This window comes from Candidatus Zixiibacteriota bacterium, from assembly GCA_034003725.1.
Classification (GTDB): domain Bacteria; phylum Zixibacteria; class MSB-5A5; order GN15; family FEB-12; genus WJMS01.
This window is the reverse complement of the sequence record JAVEYB010000001.1, coordinates 675,010-697,194: the sequence shown is the minus strand read 5'-3', so window position 1 is coordinate 697,194 and position 22,185 is coordinate 675,010. Positions and strand designations below refer to the sequence as shown.

Here is a 22,185-nt window from a genome sequence, read left to right as displayed (position 1 = left end):
TTTTTCTGAATTACTCTGAAAGTCGGTCAGCTTCTTGAGATAGCTGTGACAGGTGACAGCTGCGTCACCTTTGCCACCATCATTCCAGCGGCTGTCGGTGATCCCCGTCGTCTGACCCCCGGTTGGGACGCGATCCACGTTAACGCTCTGGCCGGCATCGACAATACAGCCGACGGTCGGCGGGAGGTCCTGTTCAGCCGGTCCGCGAAGACTGACAGCGCCTTCCAGCGGGCACTCGTTGCATGGGATGTTGCGGGGGACTCCGCGGTGTGGGTATTCGAGGTACCTGATTGTATCGGCCCGGAATCCTTTGAGGTGTACGATGCCCCCAACCAGCCCGCAATTCTCGAGGCGGTCATGGTTGCCCATACTTCACCCGAGTATCCAACGCAACAGCGCGCCGAGTTTGAAAACGACGGCCGCGGACCTATCTTGCTTGAGATAACGGCCTGTCCGCGGTTCAACCATGACCGCATGGTGGACGGTACGATCGTTCTGATTGAAGATATCGGTGAGAAGACACGCTGGGAGCGAAAAGCGGTTTTCGGTGAGGCGGCACAACCCTGGGTTCACAGGCTGAAGGGGAGCATGGCGACCGCCCGCATCACATAGGACAACACGGATGAGGATCGCCGATCCCGAACCGACGGCCTGCCCGGAGACGTATTCACTCACTACCTCGTAAACCTGAAGGAACAAATCGACTCCACCGCGGAAACGGCAACGAAGATCCTTCGGTATGAAAGGATCGCCCGATCCGAGTTGTCAACATGCGACATCGGCAGTCTCGTGAGGGATGTGGAAGGCGGCACGTTGTTTCTGGATGAGATCTCCAGCGCTTCGCTTAATCTGCAGAAAAAACTGCTTGGTCTCCCGCAGGAGCGGCAGTACCGCAGGGTGGGCGATAGCGAGACGCCGCCCGCCGACGTCCGCATCATTGCCGCAAGCAACCACAACCTTCCCGGCCTGGTCCTCGAGCGCAAGTTCCGCGAGGATCTCTACTACCGACTCAACGTGATGAAGATCACCATACCGCCCCTCGGCGAGCCGTACGGTTGCCCCGGCAACAGTGAGCTTCAAACGCTGAACGAAATGACGCAGGATTCACGACTCCAGTGCATCATAAAGCCGCTCAATCGTGCCGATGTAAAAGTTCAGGATGTGGCATGAATTCTGGGAATGAATCGTACTCATCTCTAAAGGCTGATGAAAGAATTCAACCTTACCGACCGCACGGAATGAGGCCCTTCGGTTCTTCTGCACAATCCGTACTTTTCAACCCGGCCTGCATCCTGATCCTGTCGTTCTGTCCTGCAAAGTATTCAAAGGGGCTGAATGCTGTTACGCTATACTCACCGTTTGACTTTTGTCAAGGCAGGGCCTATTAGTAATCAGCAATACTTCAATAATCGGCACGGCAGTCCAACCCGCCGGACCGCCGCATAATACACGCTGCGACACGTAAGAAAGAGGCCCATATGAGCGAATTGATAGACAATGCGAAAGCACGACGCGCCGTCCTCAAACACCTGATCCTTCAACTTCACGAGGGATCAGCGCCGGAGGATGTTAAACCGCAGTTGTTTCGGCTGTTGGGGCGCGTGCCGTACGACGAAGTGGTTGCGGTTGAGCAGGAATTGATTCAGGACGGCGTTCCCGCCGAAGAGATCATGAAACTGTGCGACCTGCATTCCGCTGCGATGAAAGGCGCCCTCGATACATCCGCCGCCAAATCCGTTCCGCCCGGTCATCCCGTACACACCTTCCGTCAGGAGAACAAGGCATTGATCGGCGAACTGGAGCTGGCAGACAAACAGTTCGCCGAACTCGCAACACTCTCGGATGATGCCGATGCCACTGAGATACTCGGTCAATTACGTCTTCGGTTCAGCCGGCTGGCCGATGTCGGCAAACACTACAGCCGCAAGGAAAACCTCGTCTTCCCCTACCTCGAAGCCAAGGGAATCACCGGGCCGCCTACCGTGATGTGGGGAAAAGACGACGAAGTGCGGACAGCGGTCAAGGGGGCTATTGAAGCGCTGCAGTACCAGGGATCGGTCTCGGCGGACGATGCTCGGAGTGTTGTCGAACTGGTCCTGCGGCCGGCCACGGAAGCCATCAAAGAGATGATCTTCAAAGAGGAGGAAATCCTCTTTCCGATGTGTCTCGACAAGTTGACCGAGACTGAATGGTATGAGATTTACCGACAGAGCCCCCAAATCGGTTTCTGTATCTACGATCCGGTCGACCGATGGCAGCCCTCGAAGTTTGAACTGGAGGATACCGGATCGACAGCCACCGACGAGCGTCTGCAATTTCCGAGCGGGAGCCTGAGCCCGCTCGAAATTCAAACGATACTGAATACGATTCCGTTCGATCTGACCTTTGTGGGTGCAGACGACACGGTGAAGTACTTCACACAGGGGCGCGAACGAATCTTCGAACGCAACCGGGCGATCATCGGCCGCAAAGTCCAGATGTGCCATCCGCCGGCAAGCGTCCACATCGTGCAGAAGATTCTCGACGATTTCAAGGCGGGCCGTGCGAATCAAGCGCCGTTCTGGATCGAGTTGCATGGCAGATTCATCCATATCGAGTACTTCGCCGTGCGCGATGAAAACGGGACTTATCTGGGGACGCTCGAGGTGAGCCAGGATTTGACCGCCAAGCGAGCCCTCAGCGGACAGAAACGACTTTTATCGTACGAATAGGCGCCTGCATGAGCGACCGGCAGAAAATACTGATATCACCGCAGACGAAAGTCGCCGAGCTGCTCGATGCCTTTCCTGAGCTGGAGGCGGTTCTCATAGAGATCGCACCGCCGTTCAAGAAACTCCGTAACCCGGTTCTCCGTCGTACGGTCGCGCGTGTGACCAGCCTGTCTCAGGCGGCGCGAGTCGGCAATGTGCCGATAGCGGACCTGGTGCGGCGGCTTCGTCAGGCGGTCGGCCAGCCCGAGTACGAATCCGGGGCCTCGGCCGGCGGCGCAGCTGCCGACACATCGCCGACTAGTCCGGATTGGTTGGACCGCTCGCGAGTGACGGAGACGATCGACGCCCGACCTATGATCGATGCCGGCGAACAGCCTCTCGGTATGGTAATGCAGACTCTCCGCCGCCTCTCCGGTGAACAGATTCTCGAACTGATCACGCCGTTCGAGCCTGCACCGTTGATTGACACGGCACAAAAGCGGGGCTATCAGGTGTGGACGACGAAACAAGCTGCCGACGACTTCCGGACGTACTTCATGCGTGGATAGCCACAGGTCCGGCGTCGGACTACACTTCAGCGGCGTAATCTCCCACCCGATCCTGCGATGAAACGATGGCCGGAACTGCGGTCCGGCGTCCGGTGCGCCATACATCTACCAGCCATCCAATCACTGAGACAATCAATACCAGTCCACCGATTGCCGCGATAATATGACTGGAATGTGCACCGGGCGCATAGTTCTGGTATGCACGAGGGGCCCCTCCCAAGCCAATCAGAATGAGTGGAATGAATGTTGCATGAAGGCCCAGGATCATACCGAGAATCGGCGTTTTGCTTAGTTGCTGTGCGGTCCTCGATCGAAAATGCGCTGCACCTGCGACGAACCCCATCACTCCGATACCAATCACTCCGAAGTGAAGATGCGCAACGGTTGTATAGGTATTGTGCAGATGCACTCCGGTCGCCGGGACCGCCAGCGCGACGCCGCTGAGGACGAGAACCGCGAACGTCGATATCTGGCCGAACAGTGCGAGATTTGGGACGGAGGGGTATGGTCCGCCGGGCAGCCAGTGTCGAAGCAGTACAAAGAAGATAAGCGTCGCTGGAACAATCGTGAGCAGACCGTACAGGCTTCCCGAAACGGCCACAAACCCGGGATCGAACGCCGTCAGCAGGTGTTGACCCCAGGAGACAAGCCCGAGAAGACTCAACGCTATGCCGCCGGCAAGAAGACTCCGCCGAGGCAGCCGCACCCGGGACCGGTCTCCTTCGATTATTGCACACGCGACCCCGATCGCGGGTAGCAGTACCGACAGAATCGCCGGGTTTGCGTAGATCCAGAACAGGTGCCGAAGCAACACGGACGGCTCAATCCCGGCAATCGGATTGATAAGTGCCTCATCGACTCCGGGCAGTCGCGCCGCGAGGAACCAGAATCGGGCTGGCACCACGACGAGTTGCATCAGCGAGCCAAACACGAAGAACCACGCGGACAATGGGACTGCCGACAGAGAGATGCTGCGGTGCTTTCCGGCGAAGACCGTGGCCACGAGCGACAGATTCACGATAAGACTCGCGAGCGCGGTCGCACCCAGACCGGCGACGAGAACGACAAAAGCCGGTTCGGCGCCGACATCGGGCGGCAGTGTCATTTTCCACCCGCCCTGGTGCCTGCCGAACTGCGCTCCGCATACTACGGCCACAGAACCAAGAGTAAACAGCAGCCAGCCGAACAGGTTCGCACGCGGCATAGCGAGTTTCGACGCACCCACAGCCTTCGGTATGAAGGCCGTTCCCAGGACTGCAGGGAAGAGGTGGACCGTCACCAGAAAGACCATGATGATCCCATGCAGGGTGAGAAGCGAACCGAACTGCACGGGGTTAAGCAACCAGGGGGTCGGTTGTGCGAGTTCCAGCAGCAACGCCGCCGCCGCGAGGAGGCCGACGACCGCCAGCCCCCCGATTGTGACCGCGTACAGACGCGTTATGCGTGGTCCTGTCTCCTTGAGCGATTCGCCGAACAGGCGTGAAAGTTTCCACATATTGAGGCCCTTATGCTGGAGCTAATCTCCCACATCCATCAAAAGACTGAGCGATACGGAACGCCCCGGTTCATACAACCGGCTACCCGAGGCGTAGGGGCTTCGCGAGTAGGAGAGATGTTGATGGTACAATTCATCGCTGAGATTCCGTACCTCCACGGAAAGCACCGCTGCGCCGAGACGAACGCCGGCTCCAAGATCGAACCGATGCCACGACGGTGTGGGCGTCTCACCGAGTGACTCATCGATACGTGACTGTGCGTCGTTGTACGTGTGGCGTACGAACACTTCCGCCGAATGAGAGACGGGAAGCTTGATACGGGACACTACCGCCAATGGCGCGATCTCGACCAGTGCCGAGTCGCTTCCGGTGTTGGTCCCGCGGGTGTACGCGGCATTAAAGTCAAGGTATCTCCACGAACCGCTGAGTGCGATTGAGAACAGGACCGCGTCTACGTTTTGATATGAGCGATAGGCGCGTCCGCCTGCAGACATCCGCACCTGCTCAACATAGTTCCACACCCGTGCACCGGAAAGCTCGGCCCGAAGGCCCGAGGTCGCGAAATCCGCACGAACCGTCGCGCGGACCGGCGCCTTGAGTTCCGGGTTTCCCGCCCACCAGGCATGTCCCATGGGCGCTCGATAGGCCAGGTAAAGCTGTTCCGGTGACGGCGGCTCCGAAATAACATCAACCGAACCGCCGGCGGTCGCCCTCCCCATCACACTGCGTCGGTACCCTGCGCCCGCAGCGTAGGTCGGATATGCCCGCTTATCGGCCGCATCGGCGAACAGCTGAGAATAGAAAGAGAGCTGGCTTTTGTCGCCGAGAACAGTCTGGCTTACCCCAAGTCTGCCCCAGGCAAGCAAGTCGCCCTTCGACACCCGCCTCCATAACGCGCCGCTGAACGTGCGAAGGTCGGGTACGATGTGGTTTGTCATACGAACCGACGGCATGGCGATCAGATTGTCGGCGTTCCAGAATCTGGCCACCACCTCGTAGAATGAACCCGTAAGTCCGAGTGTGGTGTTCCGGGCATCCGTCTCCATGAGGCCCATCGATTCCCGCAGCCCGTTGTTCATCAGGTGGGAAGTGTGGGTGAAATAGAATCGATGGCGACGCCATGACAAGGACGAACTCATCACGACGACGTCGCGCTCGTCCATCATCAGATACGGGAACATCACGTCCTGGGTGTACATCACCTCGCCACGATACTGCCAGTCGCCGCGAAGTCCGGCAACACTAATCTCGCCCATGCGGTACGTGATGTTATCGTCATAGCCGTACGCGTCCGAAAAATCCCGCCCGTCGCCGTCAGTATAGTCGGAGCCCTCGGCATACTGCGCGGAGACCCGATGGCGATCGGTCGCAAGGGAAACGGCCAGGTCGCGTGATGGAACGGCCCCGAAGCCGTGAGATACACCGAAGCGGATACGCTCCGCGGCGTCAGGTAGATCCCGATGGTAGGACACGGTCCCCCCGAGTCCCGGCTTGTCGTGGGCCGAGGTTTTCTCAAGGACGATGCTGCCCATTTCGAGCGGATTGACGCGTGCCAGCGGATTATCCATCCGGTTGGGGCAGGCGTTATGATACCGCTCGCCGTCAATCACGATGTTGATATCGCTTCGTTTGAACCCGTCGGCGTACACGTCCTGCGCAAAATACACGCCCTTCTGGATCAGCCCGAAGCCTCTCGTTTGCAGAAGGTCGGCGAAGCGGTTCTTTTCGAACGGGAATTCCGTGCTGTCGCGCTGCAGGCGCGTACCGGATACCACTATTGTCGTAGACAGTACGACATCAAGTGTATCGGCGTCAGCGCCTGTCGAGTCCGATGCCGCACTGCGTGCCTCTAACGGCGAAACCATGCCGTACACACAGAAAGCGGCGACCAGCAGTGATCGAAACATAGCCATAAGTCATCTACCTCCCGGAAGGTGATGTGTCAGGTGTAATCTATCGTGAAATCGGACTTGTACTAGAAGTCCTTCGCCCTGAACCTGCAAAGACCGAATAACAGCGGCGCGACCGTCCATACCAGCATCGATGCGGCCGCTAGCGCCAGACCGGCGGTCTGATCGAAGAAACGGACGAACACTGCCCCGGTATAACCCATCAACGCTGCCATGTCCGAGTGGACAAGGAACACGACACGGGCGAGGTCCACCGGATTCGCAAGAGACGCTGCAAGCAACGGTGTCTCGAGCGGGTAATGCGAGAATGCGGTTGCGGCGGCGAGGACAAGACCGTCGTACACGATAGCGGCCACCAGCCACACGCCGAGAACGACTGCTAGCCCTTTTCCACGGTCGTCGAACCGAATGGCGGTCAGGAACGCGAGCCCGACGAACACGGCGCTCAAAGAAACGCCGATTACCATCACGGCAGTCAGCGCACCGACGTCGGTCGAATTGAACGACCCGAACGCGGCATAGGGAACGAAAACTCCCACCACCAGCCCCGCCACCAGCGAAACAATTATCCCCGCATACAGGCCGACGAACACCGTGAGCCGGCTGACCGGCTGAGTAAGAATGAGTTCGACGAAACTACGCGAATTGTAGAAATACATCGACGTGAAAAGCAGGCTGACCAGCGGGACAAACACAAGGCTGAGACTGGCGAGGCTGATCGCCACTTTGGTAGCGTCCGCCTGCAGATAGAACAAGCCGCTGGTTGTCGCCGCATAGAATACCATGTTCATGATGCTCCATCGGCTCCGGAGAATGTCCTTCACGACGAATCCGATCACGTGACGGGTCGCGTTCATGCAGCCCCCCGTTCAAGAATATGCGCCACCGCCGATTCGAGATGCAGACTGTCGGTGGCCAGTTTCAAGTCGCGAACCGACCCGGCATAGTGTACGGCGCCGTCCAGCAGGAGCACGATATCGTCGGCCATCTCATCGAGGTCGCTGATGATATGAGTCGTAATGAGGATCGAACGTCCCGCCGACTTTCGCTCGAGAAGGTACTCCTTGAACTGACGACACGTCGAAGGATCCAATCCCGCTGTCGGCTCATCGAGAATCAGCAGCTCCGGGTCGTACATGGCGGCGACAACGGCGCTCAGTTTCTGGCGTGTCCCCCCCGAAAGAGTGCGAATGCGCTTGTCCATCTGGGTGTGCAGATCGAACAAGTCCAAAAGATATGAAAGGTGATCCGGCCGTTCCGACCGCAGTCGAACCACTAGCTCAATCACCTCTCGGCCGGTGAGATCCTGCGGGAACGTTGCGACCTGAGGCATGTACCCGATTCGGCGGCGATAAACGCCGGCCCGGTCCGCAAGGCGATCGTCCACCAGGATAACGCCGTCAGTGGGGCGGACCAGCCCCAGCAGACACTTTATCAGCGTGGATTTGCCGGAACCGTTCGGCCCGATAATGCCGGTGCATCGGCCCCGCCGCAGACAGAACGAAACGTCGTTCAGGGCGTTGAACTTACGGAACCGCTTGGTGAGTTTTCGGACTTCGATCATAAATTCGGTCTCATCGATGGGTTGCTGTCAATCAACGTTGCCGGGGTAAGTGAGGGCAGCGCACGCTCCGCCAGGTCAAGTACTCCTATGAGAGCGCTGCGCAGAAGCACCAATGACGGCGGGTGCGACTCGACCAGAAGAGAGAAGAGGCTGACAGGACGAAAAGGCAAATCGCCGTATCCGTTGCGGTCAAGATCGATCCCGGCATAATCACTCCAGTAATTGCCGTCGAACGTGCTGTGGTTCTGACGGCTATTCGTCGCTACGGAGAAGGAGTTGTCCAGAAAGTCGTTTACGGTAATGGTGTTGTCGAGGCAGTTCGCCATCAGTTTTATCGCCCAGCCGTTCTGCTTGAATAGGTTGCGGGCAATGTAAACCCGGTCGGAGCCCTCAATATGCAAACCGATCGAATTACTGAGAAACATGTTGCCGATAATACGGCTGTCCCTGATATCCTTCAGCAGGACTCCGTAAGACGCGCCGCCCCAACTCCTTTCGAATGTGTTGCCTTGCATCAAGACATTACTAGTGTACATGACCGCCACTCCCGCGCCGTTGCTCGCAAAATGATTGTCCGCGTATCGGCTGCTGTCGGAAAACATGTAATGCAGCCCGTATCGGAGGTTGTTACGGCATACGTTGCTGTCAACGGTGCTCGATCGGACGAACTCCATGTAGATACCGTCCCGATGGCCGGTGACGACGTTCCCTGTAATCGTGATGTCTCGGCAGTACCACAGGTGAATGCCATTGCCGGCCGATGTGAGACGAGCCTGACGACCTTCAATGACGTTGTCGCGGATCACACAGGCCTGAGAATTGGCCGCGTAAACGCCGAAGAAGCAGTTCTCAATCCGGTTGTCCGCAATCATCGCGTGTTCAACGCCTTCAAGCAGTATTGCCGCGTGTTCTGCCGTAAACGCGGTCGGAACATTAATGAGTCGGAGATTGCGGATCGTGACATTCGCCGCCGTGACGGTGAACATCGGGCCGATGGATTGCGCGTCTACTATGGCGCCTTCCTCGCCGATCAGTGCGATAGACTTGTCGATCGTTAGATTAGGCGCGGTATGAACGCCGGTCGTCACGAGAACCGTGTCGTCGGTCCTGGCTGCCGAAACCGCGTCTGCAATGGTCGAATATGTACCGCCCGTGCGCACCGGCAAAACCCGTGCTGCCACCGCAAAGTTGCTCACGAAAAAGAGTGCGCACGTTATGGCGACTGTCGGAAACAGCCGCCCGGTCCACGTATGAGAGAAGTGACCAAGACCCACTGAACTACTCCCAGACTTACCTGACGTCCCACGCGTCAGAAACATATTCACGGACCTCCGACCAGGAGATGCTCGCACCGCTGGTTTCAGCCGAGAGGTCTCGGGCTTTTTGGTCGGATGCCACCGCCGCCAGCCCAAGGCCCATGGGGCTGCGAAGTCGCTCGCCGCGAATCACGATCGCCTGATCACCGCGAAGGAACGATCCGGGGTTGTTTATATCGGCCAGCCACCGCGTAGCCTCGCCGAGTTCACTTTCGTGCACCAACTCGTACGCCGCAAGACACTCGATAGAGTCGAACTTGAATACTTTTCCCGTGGATGAAACGAGCTGCGAGCCGAAAGCTGGGTCGGCCACGAGCATCTTGCAGTAATCGCAGCGATCATCGCCGTAATGCATAGTGCCCGGCCCGTTGCCGCCGCATCCGATCGCTACTGTGGCCAGTAAACAAACACTCAGTGCCGCTCGTGTAGTGAGATTCACAACCAGCCTCCTTTATGCGACCCGCTCGCGGCGCCGTTCGACAATGTAGACCCCCAGCGTCACCAGGTACGACCCGACTGCAACCCAACCGGCAATCCCCGGCCAGGAATGTGCCGTGAAGTTCAGCAATTGCTTTGACCCGATCAGCGGCGGTTGGTAGGTCATCCCCGGTACCTTGATGATGGCGTTTTCCATGTCAAGGTTGTGGCCGTAATCGTATCCCCAGAGATAGAAATCGACCAATCCGGAGGCAGCCACCAGGGCGAAGAGCACCAGCCAGGCCAGCAGCATGCGGCGCCGGCCGAGCGCTGCAGCGATCAGCCCGAACAGCATGATGGCGCGCATTACCCAGGGCATGACGATCAGTTCGCGGATCGATTCCGGGCGAATTGTCTTCATGCCGATATAGTGATTGAGATTGTTGATCTTCTGCAGGTCACCCGGATTCTGTCCCTGCATTTGATTTATCCATATCTCCAGGCCAAGACCTTCGGGATACTGCGGGGCCTCGAGGGATATCTGCCACAGGGGGAAGAAATACGTCAGAGACAGCAGCAGTGACGCAATAACTAGGACGATTCGGCCGGCGGCGGTCATGGTACGCCTCTTCCTGTCGTTTGTCTCCCGGCAGGCGACATTTACGTGCGCCTGCCGGGCATCGGTTGTTTGAGTCCGTGACTCCATCATGCAACGCGTGGGGTCATTCCTTATCGGGATACCCGGATATATCCCTGCATTTCCTGGTGCAGCGCCGAGCAGAAGTCGGTGCAGTAGAACGGAATCACTCCCGCTGCCTGCGGTTTCCACGCGAGCGTGCGCGTCTCGCCGGGCATGACCAGAAGCTCGGCGTTGTTGGCGCCCATCACCGCAAAACCGTGAGGCACATCCCAGTCCTGTTCCAGATTCGTGACGTGGAATAACACCGAATCGCCGACCCTGATTCCTTCAATGTTGTCAGGTGCGAAATGCGTCCGTATCGTCGACATATAGACCCGGACCAGTCTGCCGTCACGTTCGACCCGCGCCTCATTCTCGGCCTTGATCGCATGCGGATGTGTGTTCTCGGCGATAGGGAAGTACTTCACCGATCGATCCTTGACCAGCGAGGCCGGCAGCGCCTGGGCGTAGTGCGGCTCGCCGATAGTCGGGAAGTCGAGCAAAAGCTTCATTTTATCGCCGGTGATGTCATACAGCTGCGCGGAATGTGTCAGTTCCGGTCCGGTCGGCAGGTACCGATCCTTGGTGATTTTATTGAGTGCAATCACGTACTTGCCGAACGGGGATCTGCTGTCGCCGCCCGGGATCATCAGGTGCCCGATCGAGTAGTACGCCGGGGCGCGGTCGACAACTTCCCATGTCCCCAGTTTCCACTTCACGATCTCCGACGATATGAACATCGACGTGTATGCATAACCCTTACCGTCGAACTCGGTGTGGAGCGGCCCCAGACCCGGGTTCTGAACCTCTCCGGCCAGAACCGATTCGTACTTCAAAATCGGTATACCGTCCACCTCACCGTCAAACTCCTTGTTCTCGATCGCTTTCAGCATTTTTGAGAACGAGTGAACTGGAATAACGGTCGCCAGCTTGCCCCCGCCGACAATGTACTCGCCGGTGGGATCGACGTCGGCGCCGTGCGGTGACTTCGGCGTGGGAATGTAATAGATCATCCCGGGACACTCGCGTGGGTCAAGTATCTTAACGGACTTGACGATCTCGCTCTGCGCAATGCGGGCGTCATCGAGATAGTTGTGCCGATACGACGCCGGAATGTCTTTCGCCTTGCCCTCGGCCACATATCGCTCAGCCAGCTTCCAGTTGACCGCGGCCATATAGTCCTTGTCGTTGCGTGACGCGTTCACTTCCAGCAGTGTGCTGGCCTGCTCCGTATTGTAGGTCGAGAAAAACGCCCAGCCGTGTGACGGACCCTTGCCGGAATGGGACAAGTCATAATTGAAACCCGGCACCAGGATCTGGAACGCGAGCGACATGGCGCCGCTGGTCGAGTCGATCTTAATGAAGGACAATGTGCCCTTGAAGTTGTCCTTGTAGGTGTTGATCGGCACGTCCTGTTGCGGGATCGGCACGCTGAAACGAGTGCCGGCCAGCACGTATTCGGTGTTGGGCGTCAAGAACGGCGACGCGTGATTTCCACCGGAATGCGGCAGCTCGATGATCTCCGCCGTCTCGAACGTGGCCAGATCGAGCCGCGCTACGCGCGGCGTGTTGTTCCCGTTGATGAACAACCACCGACCGTCCGGCACACCGTCGGTCTGCGAAAGTTGCGGATGATGCGCGTCGTCCCACGGAACGAACCCGAACGACGTCATGAAAAGATTCTTCGTTTCCTCACTGTATCCGTACCCGTTCTCGGCGTTTTGCGAGAAGACCGGCACGTGCCGAAGCAGGCGCCCCGACGGCAGGCCGTAGACGCCGACCTGCCCGGAGAATCCCCCGGACATGAAGGCGTAGAACTCGTCGTGAGTCCCGGGGGCGACATATACCTTCGATGCGGCGTCGCCCGTTCCGGCGACGCCGTCCTTGCTGCCGTTTCCGCATCCGCCGGTCATGACAGATGCGGCCAGTGCCACGGCGCCGATCCAAATCGTCTTCGATAATATCCTTTTCATGAACCTCTCCTATTACCCTGTGGTGACGCGTGTGCGACCGTTGTTGAGAACCTAGTTTGCGGGCGGCGGTACATGAGCGCCGGGCTGCTGCTCAAGCGGCACCGGCGGCTTGTCCGCCTCCGAGCGAAGGAAGTCCAGCAGGTCCGTCGCGTTATCGTTCGTGATTCCCTGGATAGTCATGTACTGCGCATATTGCGCCACCATCTTCCTGCCGTCCGGATGCAGCTTCCCCATCTGCTCGGGATTGAGAATCTGGTTAAGTACGTACTCGGCGCTGCGGCGGGTGGTAATGTCGCGAAGCGCCGGCCCCGTTTTGCGATCGTCCAGGTAATGACAGGTCGCGCATTTGGCGATGAACAGTTCCCGGCCGCGGGCTGCCTTCGCCGCATCGACCGGCGCCAGCGCCACATCAGCCGTGATCGGACCGATACCGTGCTCCAGCTCCCAGCTGGTGAGCTGCCCCTGCTGCCAGCGGGCCTGCCGCTCGGCCTCGGTCTCCGGTCCCGAAGAGCATCCCACCACCAGCGCCAGTGCAGCGAGCGCGGCCAGAAGTGCAATTGTGCGAGTGCGACATGCAATCATGATTCAGTACCTCGTTAGTAAGTAATGGCGTTTACGTGTACGCGTTTTCTCGTGTCCGGTTATATACGGATTTCGGAGTAGGAAATCCGTAAATTGGCAAGGCCATCGATCGTCCGGAACCATGGGCTGTTACTTCCTCTTCGCCGATATCGTTCGGCCACCGGCCAGTTCCGCGAGTGATGTTCGTGTCAGCATTGACTTGAGATCTTCGCGGCGCTTCTTCCAGGCCGCGTGGAGAGGACAGGGATTCTTTTCGCTGCACTGCGGCAGACCGAGCGCACAGCCTTCGAACAACCCCATCCCGTCGATCGCCGCGACGATGTCGATGACGCTGACCTGTCTGGCCGGGCGGATCAGCCCGACGCCGCCGTTCGGACCGCGAAACGACTCCATGATGCTGGCTTCGGTCAATTTTCGCAGGATCTTCGTGAGGAAATGAAACGAAACTCCAACCTCATCGGCCAGTTCGCGAATTGGAATAAACTCACGCCGTCCGTCCGGATCTTTTGCCGCCACCAGCACCGAGGCGCGGATGGCGTATGAGCAGGCTTTGGAAAAAAGCATAGTGTCGATCGTTATTTCAGGGTTTCGGACTCTTTTGTCCGAAATATCGGCCACATCGATGTCCCTGTCAAGGCCCAAATGGGGATTTTTGCATGAATTCGCAAACCCGGTGTGCGCCAACGGTATAAAAGCTGGCGCCCTGCTCCGGCCAAGGGACGCGGCGTGGTTCGTCCCTTATTTTGCACGTGCGGGGTATCCGGGATGGTGAACCACCATCACGGATAACCTGCCTCTACGCTCCATTAATACTGGAACATCAGCTCAGCCCGGATCCACGCGTAGCTGTCCGCTCCTTCGAAATAGTAGTCTCCGGGGACAAAACCCTCCCACAACAGATGCCCTGACCAGCGCTGGTCAAACCGATAAGTGAGTTTTCCGATAAACAAGTCCCCCCGCGTAGAACCACGCCCGCCCGGAAAGTCCGTTTCGTCACTGCTTTTCTGTGGAGCGCCAAGGTGATGATAATCAAAGCGCAGATCCGACGACGGCGACAAGGCGAACTGAATCGCCGCGTTCAGCGACCACAGATTGGTCCACCACGCTACCGCATCTTCCTTGACTTGCGTGTAGATATAGGACTCGCTCCACTTTGGCCAGCGCGCAAACATCGGATCCCAGCCTTCACGGTTTTTCGTCCCGGGATTGTCTCCCGAAAGGTAGATCGCTCCTGCTCGCATTAGCGACGGCAGGTACCAGTGTACTTGCCTCCGAGTCGGCCGATGCTCCACGTAGCCGTGTGCGCCCATCGCCCGCCGGTCACCTCCCGCCTGTTCGCCAAGTTGTCCCGCCCCTTCGACGACAGCATAGAGCTGCGACGGTATAGACAAAGGTACCTTCAACCGCGCGCCCATGCACACGGTCGATGCATCATGCGGCAGCGCATCGTTGGCGCCTCGCCGCTTGAATACCACGTATGCGTCCGACTCGAACTGCTGGTTGCGGACCGTATAATACAGACCCAGCCCGGTCTCCGGTTGCTCGACCAGAGCCTGTTTCTGGCTATGAATGACCGGAAGCCAATTGTCTGTCTCCTCGATATAGATGGCGAACGCCGTCAACTGACGAGCCGGGCTGAAATGCAAGTCCAACCGGGCAGCGTTGAAGTAGATGGAACGAGAACCATCCAGCGGGTGGCCGTCCATTACGATAAACCCCTCCCCGAGGATAATATTCTGCCGCCCGACCGTTATCGTGACCGGCAGACTACGCGGTCGTGCAAGCTTCACATACGCCAGGTCGACGAAAACTTCATCCACATGGAAGTCAACGGTTGATGGCACCGCATAATACCGGAACTCGTTAGCCAGTTGCAGCCCGATCGCTACCGTTTTGTCGGGCGTCCAGACCGCGCCAAGCTGGGTACGATGACGGGTGAAGGTCCGCGAAGCCCCCGCGGTCCGATCGAGGCTGATGGCATTGTCCCAGGTTACGAGTCGGAACCGCTCGTTGAAGTTGACGCTCCAGTGGTCGCCGAGTTCCTCGGCCGACACAGCCGACGCAATCAGCATGATCGCCGCCAGTGCGCGCGCGAGCGAATACATCGTCATCCTCCCCGGTTCGCTATGCCTGCCGCGTTGGCACAAGGGCGCTGAGCAGCGGCGTAAGGGCGAGCGATACGATCATGCCCAACGTACCTGCCTGCGGCGACGCGGTGCCGGTCATATACAGCGTCAGGCACACCGCCAGTCCTGTCAGCGACGAACCAAGTGCGCCGATCCGGTTGGCCCGGCGTCCGCACAGCCCCCACAGAAACGGTCCCAGAAACGCCGCCCCGATCGCACCCCATGAAATGCCGAGGATACTGACGATCGTCGCCGGCCGATAGTACGCCATGACAACCGATAAGATCACAATTGCAGCGCTGCCTGTTCGCATCAGCTTCGTCAAAGCGCTGTCCGACACCGTGCGGTTGACAAAACCGGCATAAAAATCCTTGGCGACCGCTGAACTGGAAATCAGCACCAGAGCCGCCAGCGTCGACATGGACGCCGACAGTATCAGCAAAAGTATCAGGACCGAGAGTGCCTCCGGGATCACGCGCGTAAGCAGCTCGGGCATCAGGGCGTCGTAGATCGGGGCGCCGTCGGCAAATGCCATCGGTGCGTTTTCACTGGACAGAAAATAGCGCGTGGTTGCACCCGCGAAATAGCCGATTCCGGTGACAATCAGAGCGAACACGGTCGAACCGACCATGCCGACGCGGATCGCGCGATCATCACGAATGGCATAAAACTTCTGCACCAGCTGCGGCATCGCCAGGGGGGCGACACTGGTCAGAAATACGAGACTGAACAACGGCCACCATCCTGGCGGACCAACCGGCGACGCCAGCTTGGGATCGATCGATGCTATGCCGCTGACAATGGTCCCAAGGCCTTTGCCCTGCTCCAGGATGCTCCACAGCATGACACCAACTCCTAGGAGCATGATTATCCCGAATACCATGTCGATCACCGTGATCGACTTGTACCCGCCGAGGACGAGGTAGAGTGCGGTGAAACCGCCCATGAGAATCAGGGCCAGCGTATAGTCTATGCCAAAAGTCGATCGGAAGAGGTACGACAACCCCATAAACACAGCCGCCGAGTAGGGGATGAAGAAAACGAAGATGCAGATCGATGCGTACAGCTTGAAGAAAGGACTCTCGTAACGTTTCTCGAAGTACTCACCTATGGTGTGGACCCCGTATTCTCGTGACATGCGCCTGATCTTCGGACCAAGCAGCCACCAGACCAGCAAGACTCCCACCAGCGTATTGCCGGCCGCAATCCAGAGGCCCGACAAGCCGAACCCCCACCCGACCCGACCTGCGAAGCCGATAAACATGACGGCAGAGAAGTAGGCGGTACCGTACGTGAATGCCGTCATCCAGGCCCCCACCGTTCCGCCGCCAAGAAAGTAGTCGGAGAAAGATCGGGCCTTCCGAAATCCGGCGATCCCGATCCATATGATCATTGCGGCATACGCCGCCAGAACAAACACCTTCAGGACCATAGCAAGCCACACTCCCGCAAAGAGTAATCCTCGGTCGCAAACAGCCGCTAATATAATAGAGTAGATAGCGAAGGGCAAATTCAAGAATGTGGATTGTTCCGTTCGGAACAAAGAGCCATCGGGGCCCGGCTCTGCCGGCCCGACCGTTTCCATATCGGTTGGATAAATAATAACATTGACTAAATTGGGCCGTATTGTATATATTAAACCACCTGCTCAAAGCGGTCGCGCTCCATAGCCGGTTTCGCTTGCACTGATTTTCCTTCAACCCTACGTCCTTCACAAGGAGTTCTGTATGCGCGCTGTCGTATGCGTCTGTGCTCTGATGTGTGCCCTCATCTGTGCTGTATCAGCTTGGTCCGCCCCGTCGACATTCACGCACCAGGGATGTCTGCTCGACGCTTCCGGCGCCCCCATCAGCGGTAGCCGTCCCATGACTTTTGGCATCTATGATGACTCCACCAGTGGGAGCCTCCTGTGGAGTGAGTCGCATCCTTCCATCGAGGTCCTCGACGGCCTCTTTTCCGTGGTGCTGGGCTCAGTCTCACCCGTGTCCGCCGACATACTCGCATCACCGCCTGCCAGCGGTGTTCCACAGTCCGACCTGTTCCTCCAGGTTACTGTCGATGGCGAGGACCTTTTGCCCCGCAGACGTCTCACTGCCGGCCTGTACTCGGTCGTTGCGAAACGACTGTCCGGTGATATCCATACGCTTCCGGACCAGGTCGCAATCGGCGATCTTGACGGTGACGGTATTCCTGATCTCGCCCTGGTCAGTGATCCAACGAGCGCAAGACTGGCTATCAACACCAAGGGAACCGGCGCAAAACGCACCGGCATTACCACCGAGTCCGCCGGCGGCGAAACCGCCGAGATACGGACCGATGCCGATGTCAACGAGGATGGACTCCCGGATTTGCTGGTCAACTCATTTGTCACGTATGACTCTTCCGGAGTCGCCGTGCAAGGCTATGATGACCCGGCAACGACCGGCTTGAGGGGGAAGGGAGTCGGGAGAGTCACATTCAAAGCGAAGGAAGGGGCTACCGTTGCGGGACGTGTTCAGAGCATCCTGTCGTACGATTCCGACGATGACGGCAACCCCGAAACGTTCGCCGGCACATTGGTAACCGCCGATTCCACTCGTCGGTGGCTCGATATGGACAGTGATGACGACGGAGTGTCCGACGCTGAGATCAGCAAACTGATTGCTCCCGACCGCTGTGGTGTCGCGATCAAAACGAAGGCAACAGGCGCGGAGCCGGTCCGCCTCGCTGCATCTTCTACGAACACGGGCCTCGACGGAACAGTCGAAGTCCATGGTGTCGATCTGGACGATGATGGTGCCCTCGATCTGACGGTGTCGTCGAGTACGACGGCAACCGATGCTCGCCTCGCAATCAACACCAAAGGCACCGGGGCGAAGCGGATGTCCGCAGGCGGTGACTGCGACGATACCGATGCTACCCTCTTCACCGAATACGACGATGACGGTGACGGGATTACGGAAAGCGGCGTGTCGCACAGCAGCGGTTTTAGCAATGCGGCATTCTCAATGAAGACGTCGAAAAAACGGTTTAACCTGATGGATGCTTTTCCGATGAGACTCGACATGAATGTGACTGCCGACGACACAACGAGACGGTCGACAATCGCGCAGTCCAGTGACAGCGACGAAGACGGGATTCCGGAGACCGTGATGATGTCGACCGTGGAACGCAAGTCCGGCTCAATTGTCTACCTCGATCGTGAGGGGAATGAGGTCCTTCGAAGCATGATCGCCATCGACAGCGCCGGGGGCATTGTTGCCACCGACCACGATTCTGACGGCGACGGCGTTCCGGAAAGCGAGGCGTACCTGAAAGTCACGCCAACCACCACCGCCCATGCCATCAAAACCAAGGGCACCGGCGCCGAGTCCAACCGTGTTATCGGATCGACGGACGACACCACGGCAGTTCTCCTGCTGGCCACTGATAGTGCATCGATTACCCTGCGCGCCCGTAAAGGTGGTGTGATTAAAGGGAGCCTGAACATCAATCACGCAAGTGGTATGAAGATGGCCGGGATGGACTCCGACGGCAACGGCTACTTCCATACCGGCGTTGGAGTAGGCGTCGAGCCAAGCCAGCCCATCGAAGTTGCCGGTGGCGCTTTCTGCGACGGAACCAACTGGGTTAACGCATCGGATGCCGCTGCCAAGGAGAATTTCCGGCCCATCGATGGACGCGAACTGCTGGAGAAAATCGACGAGCTTGAAATCACCCGGTGGAACTACCGCGGTGATCCCGTCACGGAACATATTGGCCCGACCGCTCAGGACTTCCAGGAAACCTTCGGAGTCGGCTCCGACGGCAAGTCAATCTCCACCATTGATCCGTCAGGAATCGCCCTTGCCGCCATCAAGCAGCTCAAAAAGGAAAACGACGAGCTTCGTGAGGAAATCGCTGAGCTGAAGAAACTGGTACTGGAACGCACTCGCCGGTAGACCGTGTGAATGTGACTACATGAGAGGCCCGATGCAGACACGTGCATTGGGTCTCTCCTTGACGGTCAAACTGACTTTGGTTCATCGATCCCGAACTTCTTCAGTCGATACACGAGAACGTGCCTGGGAATTCCAAGACGTTTTGCAGCCCGGGACTTATTCCAACCGGTTTTCAACAGGGCCTCTACGATCAGTCTGCGCTCCGCATCTTCAAGGGTGACGGCAGAATCGACGGAGCTTGTTTCGATGTCCCGACGAGGATCGAAGGCGCCGAAATCATCAGGAAGGTCCTTCAGTGTCAGTATGTCGCCATGTCGGAGAATGACCATCCGCGCGATGAGGTTCTCGAGCTCCCGTACGTTTCCCGGCCAGCTATGAGCAGCCAGCGCGTCCAGCAGCGCGGGATCGAGCGTGAGCTCCGACTCGGTGTCGTGCCTGCGGGCGAATTCTCGCGCGAGCAGCGGTATGTCCTCGCGGCGTTCCCGAAGGCTGGGCACATGGAAAGGGACTACATTCAGCCGATAATACAAATCATCGCGAAACCGGCCCGACCGAACACGCTCACGCAGGTCGACATTCGACGCAGCGAGAACGCGTACGTCGACCGGGGTCCGCGTCTCTGAGCCGATCGGCTCGATCACGCGCTCCTGCAACACCCGGAGCAGTTTCGCCTGCAACTCGACGGCCAGCTCGCTGATCTCGTCGAGCAGCAGCGTACCGCCGTCCGCCAGTTCGAACTTACCCCGTTTGTCTTTCACGGCGCCGGTAAACGAGCCCCTGAGATGACCGAACAACTCCGACTCGATAAGATCGCGCGGAATCGCGGCGCAGTTCACCGCGACGAAGCTTCTGTCCGCCCGATCGCTCTCCCGGTGAATCGTACGTGCGACAATCTCTTTGCCGGTACCCGATTCACCCGTGATAAGCACCGTCGCGTCACTATCGGCGATTTTGCCGATCATCGACTTCAACTCGCGGAAAGCAGGTGACTCTCCCAACAACTGCTTTTCCGATTCGGCCTTTAGCAACTCACCGCGCAACCGGCGGTTCTCCGACTCGAGCCGCTCAAATTGCAGCGCCTTGTCAATGGCGACAAACAGCTCGTCGTCGTCGAACGGCTTTGTGATATAGTCGAATGCGCCCAGCTTCACCGCCTGAACTGCCTGACTGACCGTTGCGTGTGCCGTTAGCAATATGACCTTGATTTCCGGCTGTACGTTCTTTGCCCGGCTCAGCAACTCGATCCCGTCCATCTTGGGCATACGTATGTCGGAAAGGAGCAGGTCGAACATCCGCTGCGAGAGTACGTGCAGGGCGGCAGTCCCGTCGGGCGCTGTTTCGACTTCGTATCCCTGTTTCTGCAGCTTGAACTGCAGAACGCGGCGTACCGATGAGTCGTCATCGACCAGTAGTATCTTCATGCGCCACCATCCACCCGCACACGCGGAAGCGTCATCTCGGCCACGGCGCCGCCCCCGGAACGGTTGCGCAGGGAGAGCGTTCCGCCGTGTGTGTCCATTATGTTTTGTGCGATCGCCAACCCGAGACCGGTTCCCGACGATTTGGTCGTGAAAAAGGGTTCAAACACCCGAGCTGCGTCCTCCGCTCTGATACCGTCGCCCCTGTCCTCCACGAGGACGCGAGCACGATCCCCGTCTGTCTTTAAACTCACGGTCACCGTTGACGAATCCGGCGACGCGTCGACCGCGTTGAGCAGGAGATTGAGCATAACCTGGTGAATCTTCTCAGCGTCGGCATTCACTGTCACCGGATCTTCAAGCGTGCTGTCGATCGCGACCGTCCGCTTGCGCGCCTGCGCCTGAACCTGTTTCAGACTCGAGCGAACCGCGTCGGCCAGGTTGATATGTGCCATGCGTGTCTCACTCGGCCGCGCGAACTCCAGAAAGTCACTGACACTCGTGTTGATGCGTTTCACTTCTTTGGAGACGATGGATTGGAACTCGTCGCGGTCGGCCGGCGCCGTCGCCGGATCGCAGAGGATCTCAACCGCCCCTTTGATCGATGCGAGCGGGTTTTTGATCTCATGAGCCATCCCGGCCGCGATCCGTCCGACCAGTGACATTTTCTGAGACCGCTCCAACTGCAGGCGCATTTCTTCCGCCCTCGCGCGCGACCGGAATTCGCGTTGCATGAGACCGCCCACCAGGAGCGCTATCGCAAAATAAAAGATGATCTCGATCAATTCGTCGGCATAAGCATCGGCCGGCAGATCGGATCCCGTGATATACGGAAGTACCGCCAGTGAGATAACCAGCGCCGTGAGCAAGCCTCCCTGCAACCCGAACCACGTTGCCCCGATTACGATCGGGATGTAACAAAAACGGCCATGGGCCGCGTGTATCCAATGAACGTGGCCAAAAAACGGCTCAATCAACCATCCGTAATGGATTCCGACCGTCACCGCGATCACCCCCGCAAGAACGTACAGCTTCGTGATGTTCTTTTCAGGCTTCCACATGGTTCAAACTCTCACCGAACTGAGGACCGGTAGCTGACATGATATCGTGTTCTTTGCCCGTGGACTGTACTAAGACCTTCATCGTACCCTGTTGTGACAGGACCTGACCCAGGGTCTGGTGCGGCGATCCACAAGGCATTAACTTAGAATATTCTCCACTATTATTATACGATATTGGAGAATATTCTTCATTTTTCTCAATCCAATTTCAATAAAAATATGTAAGTCGTTATGCCACAATATGCCACATGGATTGGCACCCCACTTGATTGAGCATTACAATGATGGCTACTGGAAAAGAGCAACAGAAGGAAGTACCCCGGGCATCCGGGTCTCGCCGCACACTGATATGCAGCCACCGGCACCGACTACTCCTTAATAGTGTGGGAGCTGCCCTTCTACTGCTTTCGGTCTCGGTCGCGGCTTACGCTTCGTCCGGCGATTCGCCCCAATCCGCCGACTCA

19 protein-coding genes are annotated in these 22,185 nt (G+C 58.0%); 5 read left to right on the top strand and 14 right to left on the bottom strand.

What is annotated here, in order from left to right; all coding sequences use genetic code 11:
- Positions 1-45 precede the first annotated feature (45 nt).
- From RBT76_02935 to RBT76_02920, 4 genes are all read left to right on the top strand, one after another.
- Positions 46-612: a hypothetical protein gene (locus RBT76_02935; protein ID MDX9856725.1), complete on the top strand. Its 567-nt coding sequence runs from the start codon at positions 46-48 to the stop codon at positions 610-612.
- A 39-nt stretch (positions 613-651) separates the two neighbouring features.
- Entirely contained in the window at positions 652-1,170 is a 519-nt protein-coding gene (locus tag RBT76_02930) for a sigma 54-interacting transcriptional regulator (protein ID MDX9856724.1), read from the top strand.
- Between the two features lie 308 nt (positions 1,171-1,478).
- Positions 1,479-2,711 carry a DUF438 domain-containing protein gene (locus tag RBT76_02925; protein ID MDX9856723.1) on the top strand — a complete coding sequence of 411 codons (1,233 nt, stop codon included), beginning with the start codon at positions 1,479-1,481 and terminating at the stop codon, positions 2,709-2,711.
- A gap of 8 nt (positions 2,712-2,719) precedes the next feature.
- Entirely contained in the window at positions 2,720-3,259 is a 540-nt protein-coding gene (locus tag RBT76_02920) for a DUF1858 domain-containing protein (GenBank protein MDX9856722.1), read from the top strand.
- A gap of 19 nt (positions 3,260-3,278) precedes the next feature.
- Here the strand turns inward: RBT76_02920 and RBT76_02915 are convergent, their stop codons facing one another.
- From RBT76_02915 to RBT76_02860, 12 genes are all read right to left on the bottom strand, one after another.
- Complete coding sequence (locus RBT76_02915; GenBank protein MDX9856721.1) at positions 3,279-4,754, bottom strand: cbb3-type cytochrome c oxidase subunit I; 1,476 nt, start codon at positions 4,752-4,754, stop codon at positions 3,279-3,281.
- A 21-nt stretch (positions 4,755-4,775) separates the two neighbouring features.
- Positions 4,776-6,668 carry a hypothetical protein gene (locus RBT76_02910; GenBank protein ID MDX9856720.1) on the bottom strand — a complete coding sequence of 631 codons (1,893 nt, stop codon included), beginning with the start codon at positions 6,666-6,668 and terminating at the stop codon, positions 4,776-4,778.
- A 62-nt stretch (positions 6,669-6,730) separates the two neighbouring features.
- Positions 6,731-7,522 (bottom strand): ABC transporter permease, encoded by a 792-nt coding sequence (locus RBT76_02905; protein ID MDX9856719.1) that lies wholly within the window; start codon positions 7,520-7,522, stop codon positions 6,731-6,733.
- Entirely contained in the window at positions 7,519-8,229 is a 711-nt protein-coding gene (locus tag RBT76_02900) for an ABC transporter ATP-binding protein (GenBank protein MDX9856718.1), read from the bottom strand. The genes RBT76_02905 and RBT76_02900 overlap by 4 nt, the downstream gene beginning before the upstream one ends.
- On the bottom strand, positions 8,226-9,503 hold the full coding sequence (nosD, locus tag RBT76_02895; GenBank protein MDX9856717.1) for a nitrous oxide reductase family maturation protein NosD: 1,278 nt from the start codon (positions 9,501-9,503) through the stop codon (positions 8,226-8,228). Before nosD ends, RBT76_02900 begins: the two co-directional genes overlap by 4 nt.
- A 16-nt stretch (positions 9,504-9,519) precedes the next feature.
- Positions 9,520-9,984: a nitrous oxide reductase accessory protein NosL gene (locus RBT76_02890; protein ID MDX9856716.1), complete on the bottom strand. Its 465-nt coding sequence runs from the start codon at positions 9,982-9,984 to the stop codon at positions 9,520-9,522.
- 12 nt (positions 9,985-9,996) lie between these two features.
- Positions 9,997-10,581: a hypothetical protein gene (locus tag RBT76_02885; GenBank protein ID MDX9856715.1), complete on the bottom strand. Its 585-nt coding sequence runs from the start codon at positions 10,579-10,581 to the stop codon at positions 9,997-9,999.
- 110 nt (positions 10,582-10,691) lie between these two features.
- The gene (gene nosZ / locus RBT76_02880) at positions 10,692-12,554 is read right to left on the bottom strand and encodes a Sec-dependent nitrous-oxide reductase (GenBank protein ID MDX9856714.1); all 1,863 of its coding nucleotides are present in this window, start codon (positions 12,552-12,554) and stop codon (positions 10,692-10,694) included.
- Between the two features lie 111 nt (positions 12,555-12,665).
- Positions 12,666-13,196, bottom strand: a complete 531-nt coding sequence (locus RBT76_02875) for a cytochrome c (GenBank protein MDX9856713.1) — start codon at positions 13,194-13,196, stop codon at positions 12,666-12,668.
- A gap of 129 nt (positions 13,197-13,325) precedes the next feature.
- The gene (locus tag RBT76_02870; protein ID MDX9856712.1) at positions 13,326-13,760 is read right to left on the bottom strand and encodes an Rrf2 family transcriptional regulator; all 435 of its coding nucleotides are present in this window, start codon (positions 13,758-13,760) and stop codon (positions 13,326-13,328) included.
- Positions 13,761-14,002: 242 nt separating this feature from the next.
- Positions 14,003-15,301 (bottom strand): hypothetical protein, encoded by a 1,299-nt coding sequence (locus RBT76_02865; GenBank protein ID MDX9856711.1) that lies wholly within the window; start codon positions 15,299-15,301, stop codon positions 14,003-14,005.
- A gap of 19 nt (positions 15,302-15,320) precedes the next feature.
- Positions 15,321-16,754: a sodium:solute symporter gene (locus RBT76_02860; GenBank protein ID MDX9856710.1), complete on the bottom strand. Its 1,434-nt coding sequence runs from the start codon at positions 16,752-16,754 to the stop codon at positions 15,321-15,323.
- Between the two features lie 295 nt (positions 16,755-17,049).
- Between RBT76_02860 and RBT76_02855 the strand changes: the two genes are divergently transcribed.
- Positions 17,050-19,242 carry an FG-GAP-like repeat-containing protein gene (locus tag RBT76_02855; protein MDX9856709.1) on the top strand — a complete coding sequence of 731 codons (2,193 nt, stop codon included), beginning with the start codon at positions 17,050-17,052 and terminating at the stop codon, positions 19,240-19,242.
- Positions 19,243-19,307: 65 nt separating this feature from the next.
- Here RBT76_02855 and RBT76_02850 read toward each other — a convergent pair whose 3' ends face one another.
- Positions 19,308-20,663 (bottom strand): sigma-54 dependent transcriptional regulator, encoded by a 1,356-nt coding sequence (locus RBT76_02850; GenBank protein ID MDX9856708.1) that lies wholly within the window; start codon positions 20,661-20,663, stop codon positions 19,308-19,310.
- Positions 20,660-21,721, bottom strand: coding sequence for an ATP-binding protein (locus tag RBT76_02845; GenBank protein MDX9856707.1), 1,062 nt, complete (start codon positions 21,719-21,721; stop codon positions 20,660-20,662). Before RBT76_02845 ends, RBT76_02850 begins: the two co-directional genes overlap by 4 nt.
- Between the last annotated feature and the right edge of the window lie 464 nt (positions 21,722-22,185).

Coding starts and splice junctions, on each gene's coding strand:
- RBT76_02925 (MDX9856723.1), top strand. CDS start 1,479: ATGAGCGAATTGATAGACAATGCGAAAGCACGACGCGCCGTCCTCAAA.
- RBT76_02920 (MDX9856722.1), top strand. CDS start 2,720: ATGAGCGACCGGCAGAAAATACTGATATCACCGCAGACGAAAGTCGCC.
- RBT76_02915 (MDX9856721.1), bottom strand. CDS start 4,754: ATGTGGAAACTTTCACGCCTGTTCGGCGAATCGCTCAAGGAGACAGGA.
- RBT76_02910 (MDX9856720.1), bottom strand. CDS start 6,668: ATGGCTATGTTTCGATCACTGCTGGTCGCCGCTTTCTGTGTGTACGGC.
- RBT76_02905 (MDX9856719.1), bottom strand. CDS start 7,522: ATGAACGCGACCCGTCACGTGATCGGATTCGTCGTGAAGGACATTCTC.
- RBT76_02900 (MDX9856718.1), bottom strand. CDS start 8,229: ATGATCGAAGTCCGAAAACTCACCAAGCGGTTCCGTAAGTTCAACGCC.
- RBT76_02885 (MDX9856715.1), bottom strand. CDS start 10,581: ATGACCGCCGCCGGCCGAATCGTCCTAGTTATTGCGTCACTGCTGCTG.
- nosZ (MDX9856714.1), bottom strand. CDS start 12,554: ATGACCGGCGGATGCGGAAACGGCAGCAAGGACGGCGTCGCCGGAACG.
- RBT76_02875 (MDX9856713.1), bottom strand. CDS start 13,196: ATGATTGCATGTCGCACTCGCACAATTGCACTTCTGGCCGCGCTCGCT.
- RBT76_02870 (MDX9856712.1), bottom strand. CDS start 13,760: ATGCTTTTTTCCAAAGCCTGCTCATACGCCATCCGCGCCTCGGTGCTG.
- RBT76_02865 (MDX9856711.1), bottom strand. CDS start 15,301: ATGTATTCGCTCGCGCGCGCACTGGCGGCGATCATGCTGATTGCGTCG.
- RBT76_02860 (MDX9856710.1), bottom strand. CDS start 16,754: ATGGTCCTGAAGGTGTTTGTTCTGGCGGCGTATGCCGCAATGATCATA.
- RBT76_02855 (MDX9856709.1), top strand. CDS start 17,050: ATGCGCGCTGTCGTATGCGTCTGTGCTCTGATGTGTGCCCTCATCTGT.
- RBT76_02850 (MDX9856708.1), bottom strand. CDS start 20,663: ATGAAGATACTACTGGTCGATGACGACTCATCGGTACGCCGCGTTCTG.
- RBT76_02845 (MDX9856707.1), bottom strand. CDS start 21,721: ATGTGGAAGCCTGAAAAGAACATCACGAAGCTGTACGTTCTTGCGGGG.